The organism is Enterococcus sp. DIV1096b (assembly GCF_050498765.1).
In the GTDB taxonomy this organism is placed as follows: Bacteria; Bacillota; Bacilli; order Lactobacillales; family Enterococcaceae; genus Enterococcus_D; species Enterococcus_D entomosocium.
Genome location: NZ_JBMHEK010000001.1, coordinates 904,521 through 919,039, shown reverse-complemented (window position 1 = coordinate 919,039; position 14,519 = coordinate 904,521). Strand labels below are relative to the sequence as shown.

The following is a 14,519-nucleotide window of genomic DNA, read 5'->3' as shown; positions in this document are numbered from 1 at the left end:
TACCATTTAATTAAAATTCAAAATAGAAACTTAGTAAAAAAATCACCTCAAAAAATAGTGACCCCAAAACGTTAGAATTTTGATCTAACTTTTGTAGGTCACTATAATATAGGATTCCCTTTTTTTATTCTGCCCGCTCCAATTCAGCAGATTTGATTGCAACCCGTTGAGCGATTTTTAAAAATGGAAAATAGATTGCTACACAGACGACGATGATGATCACTTGAACCAAAACAACTTTAAAATCCCCTTTTGATGCCAACAATGCACTAAGAATTGGTGGTGTCGTCCAAGGAACCATCACAGAAAGTGGCTCAATGAATCCTACTGCGGTAGCAAAGTAGCCAATCAACGTCGCCACAATTGGACTTGCAACGAAGGGAATGATCATGGGTAAATTGAAGACGATCGGTAAACCAAAGATGATTGGCTCATTGATATTAAAAATACCCGGAGCTAGGGATAGATTGACGACATCCCGAAAAGGTTGGTAATTGCGGACGAATAAGAGCACTGCAATGATCAAGCTGATCGTAAATCCAGTCCCGCCTAGTTGTGCGAAAACCGTCACGAATGCTGAATTTAAGATATTGGGTGGCGTAGCGCCTTCTTGCACGGCTTGCATGTTTTCATTCATATTGACTAACAGCAATGGATCTAATAAGGTGCCATTGATGACGGTTTGGTGAATGCCTAAAGTAAACAGAAAGTTGCCCGTTGAATAGATGATCAAGAACCCAAAAATCGATGTGTTCAATAAACGCAGTGGTTCTTGGATCACTGTGGAAATGATTTGAATCAGATCGGTATCAAAGGCTGCTAGCACGGTCGCAACTAAGGCAAAGAAAGAAATCACTAAAATAGCAGGGATCAACGTGCTGAAGGATTTGCTGACGGCAGGAGGAACTTGATCCCCTAAATTGATTTTTAAGTGCTTGTTTTCTGACAGTCGAATAAATAATTCCGTGGCAACTAACCCACAAATGATGCCAGAAAACATCCCTTTGGTCCCGACATCGTCAAACAGCATCACACCACTGATGGTTACTTCTGCTTGAGCGCCTTCTGGCATCACGGCATGAGCCATCGCCAACATGACCACTAAGCAAGTCGTTGCCACAAAAGTTGCATTGATAGCGCTTGGATTATTTTTGTTGCGACAAAGAAAGTAGGCGATCATCGGAGCAATCAGCAAACCGGCGATATTCAATGTTCCATTGGTGATGGAATTGCCAAACACTTGTATTCGCGCCAAGGCAGCCCCTTCTAAGAACCACGGAAAGAAGACATTATTAAACAACACAGCGATCCCCGCGATAATAAAGGCAGGCATTAAGGTCGCAAACGCATCACGAAGACTTTTGAGATGAACCTGATTGCCGAGACGGACCGAAAACTCTGTAAATTTATCTAAAAACGTGCGCTTTTCTGCTGCCATTTTCTGTTCCTCCTATTCTGCATATGGGTTTGTATAGATCGTACTACCATTCGTTTTGATCACTTCTTTGAACCATTCATACGATTTTTTCGGCACACGTTTCATATCTCGCAACTCATGGTTGCCACGATTGACATACACAAGTCCGTATCGTTTCTCCATATCACCTTGAGAGCTCAAAATGTCGATCAGCCCCCAGCCAAGATAACCAAGACAGACCACTCCATCTTCCACCATCGCTGCAAACATCGCTCGAATATGCTCTTGATGGTAGGCAATCCGGTAATCATCTTGAATCGGTTCGTTGCCATTCCAATGCTCTCTGACACCAATTCCGTTTTCAATCGGAAACACTGGCAAGCGGTACCGCTGATAGACTTTATTTAAGACATCACGGAAGCCGAGCGGATCAATTTGCCAATTCCATTCCGTCGTTTCAATATACGGATTGTCTTGTTTTCCAAAAGTCATGTACCGATTTGGCGGCGTTCCTTCAGGGATTTTTTCAGCGTTCAAGGTAGAAGAAGCATAATAGCTAAAGGCAATGTAATCATTTTTCTGCGCTGCGATCGCTTCTAATTCCCCAGGTAAAATATTCATATTGAGTTGATGATTTTTCACGTATCGGTCTTGTGCTGCCGAATACTTGCCGTGCGCATAGCAATCTAATAAAGTAAAATTCGCAAATTCATCAAACTCTCTTGCTGCTTTGATGTCTTGTGGACGACAAGTCGCTGGATACGCTTCAGAATACGCCAGCATGCCGCCAATCTTCGCATTTGTTGTTTCATGAAGATAGTTACAGATCTCTGCATGGCAAACCATGACATTGTGGAAAATTTGATACAATTCTTCTGTTGTTTCTTCCCCTTCTAAATAGCCGCTGATCTTAAAACCATGATCTTGGTGGAAAAGATTTTGTTCGTTAAAGGTTAACCAATAATGGACTTTATCCGCAAAACGATCCACCATTTCTTTTCCAAAGCGAATGAATGCGTCCTTCACTTCTTTACTGATGAAACCGTTATAGGTTTTCGCCAGATGTAGGGGCATATCAAAATGGTACAAACAAATCATAGGTTCGATTCCTCGAGCTAACAGATCATCAATAAAACGATCGTAATAGGCGATCCCTTCTTCATTAAAGGCACCATCTCCATCGTGAACGACCCTTGACCAAGAAATTTGAAAACGATACATGTTCATCCCCAAATCTTTCATATAATCAAAATCTTCTGTATACGCATGATAGTTATCATTTGCTACATGCCAATCGCTAGCCTGTTCCGAAGCTTCCCGTATATCATAAACGGATAAGCTTTTACCACCTTCATTCCATCCACCTTCTGTCTGCATACTGCTGACACTGTTTCCCCAATAAAATGTCGTCATATTGATTCCTCCATCATTTGTATTCGCTTACAAAACCTATTATAATTAGGTGAAATCGGCATGTAAATTTTTCGAGAACACATGTAAAGCTTTTTCTGTACATATGAATTTCAGTTGATTCTTTAATGATATACCTTGTTTTTATCCCCTTCAAACAAAACTCAAGTCCATGAATTACTTTACATAAGGAGTGATGACTATGACAAAATACAAAGAGATCGTTGATCAGTTGCGGACGAACATTTATGAAGGTGTTTTTCCAGCTTTATCAAAATTACCGGAACAAACTGCGTTAGCCAAACGATTTCAAACCTCGCGAATGACGATCCAAAAAGCGCTAAATCAACTGAAGCAAGAAGGCCTGATTTCCACCAAAAGAGGTCATGGCACCTATGTCAATTCAGCAACCTACCAAGGACAGATCAATGAGTATATCGGTTTAGTCAACCGATATGGCGGGCGGCATAAAGTGCAAAGTAAAATCATTAGTTTCAATGTTCGCTTCCCAGAAGCCAACGAAATGGATTACTTGTCCTTGCGAGAAAACGAACCTGTTTATGATATCGTAAGACTGCGCTATGTTGATAACGAACCCTTTGAATTAGAGTACACGATCATGCCCATCAAAACCATTCCCGATATTGATATGGCGATCCTTGAACACTCGATCTATCGATATATCACTGATTCCTTACACCTCAAAATAGGTCCCGCCATACGTAAAATCCGTGCCGACAAAGCAGATTCCTATGATATCAAATATTTAGAAGTCGATCCCAATGATCCGATCTTAGAATTAGAACAAGTTGCTCGTCTCTCCGACGGGCGGCCCTTCGAATTTTCGCAAACTCGTTATCCTTACCAAAATCGTGAGATTTACTATCTTTCTGAACCTTAATGGCAAAAAAACAAGCCTGAAGAAAACTCAGACTTGTTTTTATTGTCTAGGAAAGGTGAACTCGTTAAGATTCTTCGGTTTTTTTCGCCGTTCGCTCGGGACTGACCCAAACGCCGCTACCGTAGCCAAGGATGGTTTTGACGGCTGGAATAAAGGTAGTGACGATCGTTATGGCATTAATCATCCAGTAAAACAGCATGTAAAAAGGGGCAAAGCGGAAATACTTCAGCTTGCTGCGGTTGTCATCCGCCAAAAGGCTGGTAAATAGCTGCATGACCCCTGCAATCATCTCAAAACACACGAAGAGAAAGGCCATCGTAAACATATGGTAGATCCGCTCGTAATTCCCAGTTGCCCCATAATAAATCAGATAAAAAACAAACAAAGCCGAAGACAACCAGAAAAAGAATGACCAGATAATACTTAAGGACTGATCCACAAACATGGCGGTTCGTCCGATATTTTCAAAAGGGTGTAAGAAAACTTTTTTAAAATTGGTCAACCACACTTCCGTCCCGCCTTTCGCCCAACGTTTCCGTTGCCGATAGAGCATCTTGAGGGTTTCTGGTACCTCCATGAAAAACATCACTCGTGACGCAAATAAGGACAACCAACCATGGAATTGATGGTCCCAGGCAATACTGATATCTTCCGTGGCACGATTTTGTCGAAAAAGACCAACATCCATCAATGCAGCTCTACGATACATCGTGTTGGCACCGCTATAGGCATAGATGACGCCGAAAACGGCTTGCTGGGTTCGTTTGATAATTCCTACGATACTTGAAAACTCAACAGTTTGTGACTTTCCGACGATGGTTGTGCGATTTTGAACGTCCATATTCGCCGTAATAGCAGAGATATTGATGGAATCTTGGCGGATGAAATAATTGAGATATTTCCACAATGCATCAGGTTCAGGGACCGTATCTGCGTCGTTGCTCAAAATCAATTCCCCTTTAGCAAACCCTACACCAATATTAAAAGCATGGGCTTTCCCTTGGTTTTTTTCGATGCGCAAAACCCTTAGATTCGGGTACTGTTCCATCAATCGATCTAGTATCACAGGAGTTTGATCCGTTGAGCCATCATCCGTCACCAACACCTCATAGTTGCTGTAGTTTAGATTGTTCATTAAGTAATGAATCGTGTCTTCAATTACGACTTCTTCATTGTGAGCCGGTACCATAATGGTGATCATCGGCTCGATCTCTTCGGGGATTGGTATCCACTCTAATTGACGATAGCGGAACAAAAAACGATTGCAGATCACCCCGATGAACCAAGCAAAACCTCCTAATATCGGATACGTGAACAGAATCATTAAAACGACCGTTAAAAATGTATCCAACCACGGAAACCCAGTATCAAAATTGACAACCATCAGCCCACCCCATTTCTACGGAAAAGTTCTTGGATCTCCGTTTCTCCAATGTTTTGCTCAGGAGCAACGGCATAGTACTTGGCAGCGTGACGCTCTTCTTTGGTTCCGAAGCGTTCTTCGTAAAAAGCTTCTAATACTTCTTTACGTTTTTCTAAGGCAACTTCGTCATGCATCGATTGCTTTTGCAACAATCGTTTGAAGCGGCGGTTGTTCCTCAAGGTCAATAAAGTAAACGTCAGAACCAAGACCAAAAACGAAATTCCTAAGAACAACGCCAAAAAATCAAAAGTCACTGCTTCTTCAAGATATGTCCGAAAGGCGATCCGATCCGCCAGATTCGGTAAAGTCAGCGGGATGGCCAGCCAGACAAAAGGAACCAAGACCATCAGCCAAGCAAGAATCGTCAAAATCGTTTGGCGGGTCTTCAAAGCAGAACGACCTTTTTGAAAATACGCATCGGTGACCAACCGTTCTTTGACTTCTTCCCGTGTCACTCGTTGTTTCATTTTACTCACTCCTTAAAAAGTATTTTTTTGCTGTGAAGAAAAAGAAGCAACAAAAGCAAGTCGTCTTTTGATGGACCTGCTTCGTTCTTCTTTTTGACCTACTTGGATTTCTTGCCAACTTTCAACGCATTGAACAGCGTGTGAAATTGGCCTTTAAAGGACATCACTTGCTCAAACACATCTTCCCCATCATTCAGCATCTTGACAGTCACCCAGCCTAATGCTTCGGTAATACCGCTAGCCACACTGGCATTGATTGCAGCTCCAGCAACGGTGCCGACTGCTGGGACAAATTTCAAGATATTGCCAACGGCACTGCGACCAAAACTCACAACGACTAGCTCTTTCGAGATACTTTTCGCTAACCCTTCACGCCATGTTCGCCCAAAAATACGATACAAACGGGCCATCATTGTCATCTGAACTGGCACAAGTAACACTGCATCTGAAAAGGGAATCGGTGAACAGCCGATGATCGCCGCCGTCAAAGAAGCCGCATGGATCGTGCGGTGGGCTTTTTTTCGTGTTTCATCATCTACGCCAACCAAAAACTCCTCAAACACCTGATCAAATTGATCCTTGCTTTTCGCTAACACTTTTTCCGCTTGGGCTTTTGATCCGTCATAACCTTTCATCACAAGGGCAGCCGATTTTTTCGGCATTCGCATCATGACATCCGCAAAAAAAGAAGTAAACTCCGCTTCTTCTTGCAGCTCCTCTCCCGTTTGACTTTGCTCGACTTGAACGGACTGTTCCGTTAATAATTCATTTTCGTTTTGTTTCTTTTTGCGTTTTATCCATGGTTTTTTCAAAGAAATGTCTCCTTCTTTCGACTCGTTGTTCATTAAAAAAATCAAAGTGAGCCATGATTTTGTTCCTCTTTCTATTTTAGCTCAGGTTTTTCAAGATAGCGAAAATGTAGCTTGAGAGAGCTTACACTTGCTTAAAAATGCAAATTTGCATCTTTAGATTATTTATTTATATTATCGTTTTTTTATGCTATGATACCCAAAAGGAGTGGATCGAATGAAAAAGAAATTGAATTGGAAAGTCCTTTTTTATCTAGGCTTATTGACTTACTTTCTTTTAAGCGGGATCTTCGCATTCTTTGGCGTCGAAATACCGTTTCTTTATAAACGTTGATCTTCACGTTTTCTCAGAACCATATCATTCAACCCTTTGCTCTATGTTGAGAGAATCTATCATTCTATCGTCCATTCAATCTAATCAGAAAAGGTGATTTTCTTGTCCATTTTATTTGATCTATTGCAGCTGCTTGCCGTTATCTGTATCGCGTATTTATTATTCACAAAAAACCATTTCCTCAAACAATTAACAGATGTTCAGAAAATGGTCTTTGTCGTCTTATGTGTTTCGGTGATACTGCCGGTTCTCTACGAATTTATTACTGGTTTTGCGCAGGGATTTTGGGAACGGTTGTGATTGACGTTCCTTACAAAACTCGCTGCCTTTACAAGACAAATAGATAGCTCATACCTACCAATCCTTTCTCCTTTGATTCAAGCAATGAACCAATTCTTTGGTGCTTAGAATACTAAGAAGAAAGGTTTTTTCTTTTTCTGTGTTGAAGTATTTTTTGATCGCACAAAAAAAGAACCCCTCAAAAGAGGAGTTCTCAAGGCTTGCTTACATCATGCCGCCCATCTAAGGTTGTCTGACACACTCATTTACACTAATATAAAAATGCCTATATAACAGCCTTTTTAACAATTTCAATTATAAAAATAAATCAACTAGTTCGAACTAATAAAGTTATTTTGCCCCTTTTTTGCCCCCTATTCTTTATTTAAGCCCTTTACAAAACGAACAAACGTTCGTATACTGAAGATGAAATAAACAAGAGGAGTGGTCAAAATGAAATATAATGATTTTAAAAACCTTTTGGAAAACCGTCTATCTGGTTACGAAGTATTTATGCAAAAAGCCGAGGACTTCCAAAGCGCCAAAAATAAATTACGGTCTGGAAAGGCTAAGTGGAACGATAAAAAATTAAACAGAGCAATCGAGGGTATGTGGGATCAAGCTGCAAAAAATATCTATCAGTCTGTTAAAAGGATGGACAAAGCTCCTAATAGCAGGGCCTTGGATCCATACAATGACTGGCTAAGGTTCATGGAAAAGGAAAATTTATTTGATACACTATCCGAATCCTTAGCAGAAGTTGAAATGGAATAGGAGTGATTGATATGCAAATACCACTTGCGCACCAACGGACCTATGCATTAGAAAGATATTACTACGAGTTTATAGAAAGAATGGGTCCAGCACACTTACTTTACGATCAGTTTGTTCGGACGATGGAGAACTTCGGGAAACCCTATTTTACTGTACCCATCAGCTATAGTCATTATTCTGAAGAGTTGGCTTTTGTATTTAAAATAGACGGTGAAAATTATCTGTTCGATCACGTCAGGACTCAAGACAAAATTCTCCGAAAATACGATCCGAATATAAAATATAAGCCCGGCGGTAACTGATATGAACATAATCAGTCAATATGAGCAGGATTACCTATCCTTCTCTGAGTTTATAAATGAATTTCCGAATTCGATTTCTGAATCTCAGGAAGCTTTATACGGATCAAAATGTATCGAGTTTTATGTTGCTGTCACTATAGGTAAAACGGATTGTCGCTATTATGTACAAGCTTATGGAGGCGATTGTTATGAAATGAATGAAGGGCTATGTATCAAAGATACGTGTGTTGAAGATGAGCAAGACCCCTTTGGTGCGGTTCTCGATTGATGGAATGAATTGTTTGATTACGACGCATAGTTTGAGCTTCTTGGCCGATGTTGATGAGGGAATGCAAGTTGTGGTTGCTGGTGAGTTTAATGATAGGAAACAGTTTGTTGTGAAGAAATATAGTGTTCTTGGTAAAACGAAGATTATGATTGAATTTGAAGCAATTAATAAAGCACATCACCTTTTCTAAAATAAAAACAAAAAATAAGATAATATCCCCCTTGCTTAGATGGCAAGGGGGATAAAGCTAGTATAAATCGGAAGTGAAAAAGCCCATAGCGCTGTTAATTTGATCTCTACTATCGCCCGTCTTCTCAAAACCCATTTTTTTATAAAAGCCAACAGCACTTTTTAAACTAAATACTGTTATAAGACAAGCTCCTGTATGGCATAATATATTGTACTTTATAAAATAAAGAACGATATCCATAAGATGTTGCCCATTTTTTTCTTCTTTATTCTTCTGGAATCTTTTATCGATTGCAAAATGATGTATTTGTATGCTGGGAATACCCTTATAATTCATTTTGACATGCATCTTTTTTCTTGCTTTGGATGCTTTGATTATAGTCATCTTGTCAGTAGTCAAACTAAAATACCCTTTCAGATCCCCTTCATCATAGTATAACCAAGTTTTAGTTATACCTAAACGAGAATCTTCAAGAGCATCATTAACTAAGTATTCATTAATAGATTTTTCTCCGCAATCAAACTCACTCAAAGCTTCAAGTTTTTTCTCATCCAAATTTGTTATTTTCACTAAAGTACTTTCTTTTATGAAATCTGAACTAGTCTCTTTTTCACACATACCATTAACCAATAATTATCAGATTTTTTATATTCTCAATTCTTTTAGCTGTTGCAGTTGCATTTTTTGATCGCTGTCTTTGACCATCATTTTGATATACTTTATTCATGAATTTTTCATATTCAGAACTTCTCATGACAACTTTACTATCTTTTACTATAGTAGCCATAATAACCCTCCTTAAGATCTGGTTAACTTAACATTGGTCACCAAATTATACAATAAAGAAACGTAACATTTAAATTTACGTCTGCTTCATCCACAAGTTAAATATATCATTCTAAATTTGCTTAATCAATAGTTACGCCTAATCTTGTTTAATTATTTAAATCATATGTTAAATAATTTATGTACTTGATTCATTTTATTCCCTATATAATATTCGTAGATTAAAAAAGCCCCCTACTCTAATTGAGTAAGGAGCATTCCAAATACGTCATGAATATATAATTATAATTTCCTGAAAAATATCTGGCTTTTTTAGACGACTTTCTGAACAATAATATCTATTAAGTAAGAACAATGATAAAATAAAGACGAAGAGTACTGGTCGCAGTCCAGAAAAACTTCCCCAAGTTTCCTGTGCCAGTACTCTTCTTAAATTAATGCATGTTGCACGATAAAGTCTAAGGTATAATTCAATTTAACACAAGCTAAATTACTATCAAAATAATAAATAAGCTCCCTACTCTAATTTGAGTAAGGAGCTTTTTATCTGTAACGAATCAGTTATTAATAATCCGGCTTACGATTCAAAACATTTGCTAGACGGTTATAATAAGGCGCGGCGTCTGTCCAGTTTGTCAAGAATGGGACTTCTTTTCCTGTATTCGCATGATACACTTGGCGAATTGCTCTCATTTCATCTTCGTGTCCAATTGCATATGCATGCTGACCATTAAACCAACGCACAGGCGCATTTTTATTTGCTTGATAAAATACCCACATCAATATTTCCTCACTTTCATTTACTGTATTGTCATTTACTGGTGTTAAAAATAAATCAGTTTCAAGTTGTCTTCGTGTCACAAGCCCCGGTATAACAGAACCATTTCCATTTACATATTTTTTCATTTCGTTAGCTGCTGCTTGCCAATTTTTTGCATTAATATAGGATAACAGTGTAGAACCCTGTAAAATATTTACACCTAAATTAAAGTGAAAACTTGCTAGTGCATCAAACTGGTTTTGGTTCAACTCTACCGTAACGTATTTATAAATACCGGGTAAATGGTTGTCTATATCCTGCTTCAGAAAATTGTTTGCTTGTTCTAAAGTAATAGTCATTCCAGCATATACACCTTGTGTATGACCATATCCTATTGTCCAAACACCAACAGAATCTTGGTACGCAGTCAACCTTAATCCTTCGAAGCCTTTGATTAACTCAAAACCATTCTGAGATAGTTTCATATTTTCATTAGCCATACTTTCTCCTCCTCCTGACGATTTAGAAATCAGGTGTTCGATTCAAGACATTGGCCAAACGATTATGATAAGGAGTTGCATCAGTCCAATTTGTCAAAAAAGGAACATCTTTACCTGTATTCGCTTTGTAAATTTGCTGAATTGCTTTCATCTCATCGGCGTGACCGATAGCATATGCATGCTCTCCATTGAACCAACGAACTGGTACATTTTTGTTTGCTTGGTAAAATACCCACATTAACATTTCCTCGCTTTCTGTATCTGGCATATTTTCATCATCTACATTATTCAATCTATAATATTCAGTTGGTGCTGGGCCCATTCGTCCATCTGCTACAGTTGTTCGAATGTTATCATCATATGCATTGCAATGAATGATTGTACCGTTATCTAAAAAGACTCCCGTATGCCCATCATTTGCCCAATACTTTGATAAGAAAATGTCACCTCTGCGACATTCCGCTCGTGAAATTTTTTTTGCGATAGGCGGTAAAGTTGTATCGTGTAACGATCCGGTCCACCCCATACTTCCCACTGGGATAAATCCACCAGCAATCAAAGCGAAATACACTGCGGAACTACAGTCATAACTACTAGGTCCCAAACGTCCATCTTGGCTATAGTTTACTTTACCTTCTCGGTCTTTAAACCACTGAATCATATTATTTATACTACCCAAATTTAAAGCCTCCTTTGGAAATATATTTCGTGCGTCCACGAGTTCGAAACATGTTCCCTATCTCCACTTACAGTATAAATCGAAGTATGAATCAAAAGAGGTCAAACCGATAACCAGCCTAACCTTTTTGCAATTTCATTAATAAATTCAGCATCCCTTCTCTTTATAGTAGATTCGCTTAGAAAAGTTTCCGCAGATACAACCGCTATACATTTCTTAGAATGGCCGTTGTAATACTTCACGTAAAATATATCTCTAACATCAAGTGTTGAATCTTCTAAGACACCATTAACTACCCTCAAAAAGGATTTGTAAAATAAAATTTGATTCATTGTCCAACTTGGATTTTCTTCACCTAATGGGTACTCCATATAAGGATTTCTATCAGTTGCAATAATATCCGAGAACTCTTTAAACGTTTTTTCGATTTTTTTATATTGCCATAATATACTGCGAATGTGTGCCCTAGTTTCATTAGTCATGCTGACAACTCCTATCAATGGTTTGCAAATATATACAAAATAGTTCTAAGGTAATTTGTTAGTATTCAATGCTTTTTGCAATGCAGATATCACATTTGAAACTGGACTGATAATACCATCTTGCGTAGTACCCAATCGCTTTTGTAAAGCTTTGATTGTAGCTTGACCCATTAATCCATCTTGAGAGACTCCTAACAATTTCTGCAAAGCACGTATTACATTAGATCCTCTCAGTGTTTGATCAAATTGTGCGGCATAAATATTTTGATTAAATTTCTGCTTATACTGATGACTGATGACACCGTCTTGTGTGGTCCCAAAATATTGTTGCAACCGTCTTGCAGTGGCTGGACCAAACTTGCCATCTACTGATAAGGTAATATAACTTGGCTTACTAGCTGGCGTGCTTGGCTTTTCTGATGAAGTATTGTTATTACTAGAATTCCCATTCGAGCCAAAGACTGCATCTTTAAATCGTTCTAATTCGCTTGGCATTGCTACCCAAGGAGCCGGACAATTCTTGCCTGTTACGTCAAAGTGCCGCCAAATCTTTTCTCTTGTAATATTAGGATAGATAGCGATCAATTCTTTAACAGCCTTAACAGTGTTTTGAAAAGTTTTTTCGGTGATCTTTCCATTTTTATCCAAACACATTTCAACCCCAATCGTGGAGTAGTTAGCATTTCCTAAGATACTTCTAAGTGGATAGTACGGTTGGCCACTTACATATTTTTGGATGTCATTCGCATGATAAGCAACTTCATTCAACGGAATAATGCAGATTGCTTCAATATCATCAACGAACAATTGAGCCGAAGCATAGACACTACTCAAATTATTAAAATATGTTTTATGGTTTCGGGCTGTGCCACCATTGTTTGCAGTATAATGCATGATGATGCCTTTAATACCGCTGTTCCTGATACCTGGGCGAGAAAAATTGTTCATATTGATATACTCGTACTTAATAAAACTCATTTAAATCATCCTTTCTAAAATAAAAAGAGCGGCTTATTCAGCCACTCCTTGATTGATAATCCTGGTAAATGTTTGATGCAACCCTGTAGACGCTAGCCCACTAACTGCACCATAAACAATAGATTCAACCGTTAGACCGTTCATTAGAAGCCCTAATACTGCGCCTAGTACTCCGACGATCAATGGGATATAATCATTTACCTTATTAGTTAAAACTGGCGTGTTCTTAATAATATAGCCAACGACTAAACATGCAATTACAATCACTGGTACAAAGTTTTCTGTTACTACTGATAAATCCATTTAAATTCCACCTTTCAAATTTCGTAATTCTTTCTCTGTATTTATTAGTTTCGTTGTCAATTCTTCGTTTTCATCCTCTAGTCTTTCAACTTCAGATTGATAAAATGCTATTTCTTTTTCGTACTTGGTTTTCATGATTTCAATTTGGTGTTCTAAACGATCAACTTTCGCTTCCAATCCTTTATTTAGTTCTTCGTACTTCTGATAAAGCTGAGTTGCATTTTTGATATTCGTTTCAGCTAAGTTCGTTTTATTCGTAGTCTTAGTAGCCGCATAGGTAATTAATCCAGTTACTAACGAAGGCAATATAACTATCCACATTTGCTCTGTCATATCTAACCCTCTTTCAGAGCGATTCCAAACGCTAAAAGCGCCATCGCTAAAGAGAATATCCAAACAGTATTTGCTGGCGGACTAATTAAGAATGAGATAGCAAAAACCATCCATAAAAATGATAAAGTTGTCAGTGAAAATCGTTTGAGAACTTTTTTGTTCAATACCACACCGAGCAACTTCATTAATCCCAGAATAACGAATGTTAAACTGATTAATTTCTGATCAAACATCCCATCTATCAAACGATAAACTTTATAGCTCTGAAGAATATTTGGATACAACAGAAGTTGAACTCCATATATTATAGACACTAGTGACAAAATCAAACTATCCCACTTTAAAGCCAACACTTTCCACATATGCCACCTGCTTTCTAAAAGGAAAAGGAGCAAGCTTACGCTTGCCCCTCAACTTCTTGTAATAAATCATCTTCAACTGTCCAAACCTTATCTTGGAAATCTTCGACATCCTTGCGGCATTCTACGCGATTTTGTCGATACAAATCTTGATTCTCAATCTGTTGATTGATATTCGTATTGCCAGCTGAATCTGTCGTTACAGTTGCCGAAAAATAAATTACACGCTGACCGTTTATTCTCGAATCTCCAGTAATACTAATTGCTTTCTTTACTTCTAATGCCATGATAGTTTCCTCCAATATTTTTTATTTAATAAGGACACTGATTACTCAGTATCCTTTTTTTCAAATTCATCAAGTAATCGATCATAAACTTCTGCATCTTTTCCTGATAGCATGCCATCGTAATCATCCAAGATTCGAGGAATTTCGTCAAAATTTCGGGCATACATGCCGCCTTCAATAACAACTTCTTCCTCCATGAGGATCGCTTGTTCCTTGTTAAATCCAGCTACATCTTTCGCATCCTGATCCTCGCCATCTTTTAGTTGCCCATTTTCATCCAACAAACTGAATTTTTCCATGAGCACCTTTTCTTCATCTGACAATTCTTTGAACGCTTCTCTAATCCGCTTAACTAATTTTGTACGATGACGACTGTCCTTATTTGCTTTGAGAGTCATACCTTCTAAGAAATTGATTGCTGGCGCTAACTCGTTGTTCTTCAATGTGATTTTCATTTGAATTCCTCCATAAAATAAGA

At 38.4% G+C, this 14,519-nt stretch carries 22 protein-coding genes; 6 read left to right on the top strand and 16 right to left on the bottom strand.

The window, feature by feature from the left end:
• Positions 1-124: 124 nt before the first annotated feature.
• The gene (locus IGJ17_RS04410) at positions 125-1,438 is read right to left on the bottom strand and encodes a PTS sugar transporter subunit IIC (protein WP_429961147.1); all 1,314 of its coding nucleotides are present in this window, start codon (positions 1,436-1,438) and stop codon (positions 125-127) included.
• Between the two features lie 12 nt (positions 1,439-1,450).
• Positions 1,451-2,830: a glycoside hydrolase family 1 protein gene (locus tag IGJ17_RS04405; protein WP_008377252.1), complete on the bottom strand. Its 1,380-nt coding sequence runs from the start codon at positions 2,828-2,830 to the stop codon at positions 1,451-1,453.
• A 199-nt stretch (positions 2,831-3,029) separates the two neighbouring features.
• On the opposite strand from IGJ17_RS04405, the gene IGJ17_RS04400 reads away from it, so the two are divergent.
• On the top strand, positions 3,030-3,728 hold the full coding sequence (locus IGJ17_RS04400) for a GntR family transcriptional regulator (protein ID WP_034868333.1): 699 nt from the start codon (positions 3,030-3,032) through the stop codon (positions 3,726-3,728).
• A gap of 64 nt (positions 3,729-3,792) precedes the next feature.
• Here the strand turns inward: IGJ17_RS04400 and IGJ17_RS04395 are convergent, their stop codons facing one another.
• The 3 genes from IGJ17_RS04395 to IGJ17_RS04385 all read right to left on the bottom strand — a co-directional run bounded on the left by IGJ17_RS04395 (position 3,793) and on the right by IGJ17_RS04385 (position 6,463).
• On the bottom strand, positions 3,793-5,112 hold the full coding sequence (locus tag IGJ17_RS04395; RefSeq protein ID WP_429961146.1) for a glycosyltransferase family 2 protein: 1,320 nt from the start codon (positions 5,110-5,112) through the stop codon (positions 3,793-3,795).
• A complete protein-coding gene (locus tag IGJ17_RS04390) occupies positions 5,112-5,618 on the bottom strand; it encodes a hypothetical protein (protein ID WP_086332101.1) in 507 nt (168 codons plus the stop codon). Before IGJ17_RS04390 ends, IGJ17_RS04395 begins: the two co-directional genes overlap by 1 nt.
• Positions 5,619-5,716: 98 nt before the next feature.
• Positions 5,717-6,463, bottom strand: coding sequence for a YcjF family protein (locus IGJ17_RS04385; protein WP_016613772.1), 747 nt, complete (start codon positions 6,461-6,463; stop codon positions 5,717-5,719).
• A 400-nt stretch (positions 6,464-6,863) separates the two neighbouring features.
• Here IGJ17_RS04385 and IGJ17_RS04380 point away from each other — a divergent pair, with 400 nt between their 5' ends.
• From IGJ17_RS04380 to IGJ17_RS04360, 5 genes are all read left to right on the top strand, one after another.
• A complete protein-coding gene (locus IGJ17_RS04380; RefSeq protein ID WP_086332099.1) occupies positions 6,864-7,061 on the top strand; it encodes a hypothetical protein in 198 nt (65 codons plus the stop codon).
• A gap of 432 nt (positions 7,062-7,493) precedes the next feature.
• Complete coding sequence (locus tag IGJ17_RS04375) at positions 7,494-7,814, top strand: hypothetical protein (protein WP_252704455.1); 321 nt, start codon at positions 7,494-7,496, stop codon at positions 7,812-7,814.
• A gap of 11 nt (positions 7,815-7,825) precedes the next feature.
• Positions 7,826-8,116, top strand: coding sequence for a DUF5960 family protein (locus IGJ17_RS04370; protein ID WP_429961145.1), 291 nt, complete (start codon positions 7,826-7,828; stop codon positions 8,114-8,116).
• Position 8,117: 1 nt separating this feature from the next.
• A complete protein-coding gene (locus IGJ17_RS04365) occupies positions 8,118-8,384 on the top strand; it encodes a hypothetical protein (RefSeq protein ID WP_429961144.1) in 267 nt (88 codons plus the stop codon).
• Positions 8,314-8,574, top strand: coding sequence for a hypothetical protein (locus IGJ17_RS04360; protein WP_429961143.1), 261 nt, complete (start codon positions 8,314-8,316; stop codon positions 8,572-8,574). Before IGJ17_RS04365 ends, IGJ17_RS04360 begins: the two co-directional genes overlap by 71 nt.
• Positions 8,575-8,631: 57 nt before the next feature.
• Here the strand turns inward: IGJ17_RS04360 and IGJ17_RS04355 are convergent, their stop codons facing one another.
• From IGJ17_RS04355 to IGJ17_RS04305, 11 genes are all read right to left on the bottom strand, one after another.
• Positions 8,632-9,144 carry a GNAT family N-acetyltransferase gene (locus IGJ17_RS04355; protein ID WP_051095404.1) on the bottom strand — a complete coding sequence of 171 codons (513 nt, stop codon included), beginning with the start codon at positions 9,142-9,144 and terminating at the stop codon, positions 8,632-8,634.
• Positions 9,145-9,196: 52 nt separating this feature from the next.
• The gene (locus IGJ17_RS04350) at positions 9,197-9,361 is read right to left on the bottom strand and encodes a hypothetical protein (RefSeq protein ID WP_010750016.1); all 165 of its coding nucleotides are present in this window, start codon (positions 9,359-9,361) and stop codon (positions 9,197-9,199) included.
• Positions 9,362-9,924: 563 nt separating this feature from the next.
• Positions 9,925-10,620: a lysozyme gene (locus tag IGJ17_RS04345; protein WP_429961142.1), complete on the bottom strand. Its 696-nt coding sequence runs from the start codon at positions 10,618-10,620 to the stop codon at positions 9,925-9,927.
• A 22-nt stretch (positions 10,621-10,642) separates the two neighbouring features.
• A complete protein-coding gene (locus IGJ17_RS04340; protein WP_429961141.1) occupies positions 10,643-11,299 on the bottom strand; it encodes a peptidoglycan amidohydrolase family protein in 657 nt (218 codons plus the stop codon).
• A gap of 101 nt (positions 11,300-11,400) precedes the next feature.
• Complete coding sequence (locus IGJ17_RS04335) at positions 11,401-11,781, bottom strand: transcriptional regulator (protein WP_086317187.1); 381 nt, start codon at positions 11,779-11,781, stop codon at positions 11,401-11,403.
• Between the two features lie 45 nt (positions 11,782-11,826).
• Complete coding sequence (locus IGJ17_RS04330) at positions 11,827-12,759, bottom strand: N-acetylmuramoyl-L-alanine amidase (protein ID WP_429961140.1); 933 nt, start codon at positions 12,757-12,759, stop codon at positions 11,827-11,829.
• A 33-nt stretch (positions 12,760-12,792) separates the two neighbouring features.
• A complete protein-coding gene (locus IGJ17_RS04325; RefSeq protein WP_086317183.1) occupies positions 12,793-13,062 on the bottom strand; it encodes a phage holin family protein in 270 nt (89 codons plus the stop codon).
• On the bottom strand, positions 13,063-13,395 hold the full coding sequence (locus IGJ17_RS04320; RefSeq protein ID WP_429961139.1) for a hypothetical protein: 333 nt from the start codon (positions 13,393-13,395) through the stop codon (positions 13,063-13,065). It abuts the gene before it with no gap.
• Between the two features lie 2 nt (positions 13,396-13,397).
• Positions 13,398-13,757: a hypothetical protein gene (locus IGJ17_RS04315; protein ID WP_086317179.1), complete on the bottom strand. Its 360-nt coding sequence runs from the start codon at positions 13,755-13,757 to the stop codon at positions 13,398-13,400.
• Between the two features lie 35 nt (positions 13,758-13,792).
• Entirely contained in the window at positions 13,793-14,041 is a 249-nt protein-coding gene (locus tag IGJ17_RS04310; protein WP_005237380.1) for a hypothetical protein, read from the bottom strand.
• A gap of 41 nt (positions 14,042-14,082) precedes the next feature.
• Positions 14,083-14,496 (bottom strand): DUF1617 family protein, encoded by a 414-nt coding sequence (locus tag IGJ17_RS04305; RefSeq protein WP_086317177.1) that lies wholly within the window; start codon positions 14,494-14,496, stop codon positions 14,083-14,085.
• Between the last annotated feature and the right edge of the window lie 23 nt (positions 14,497-14,519).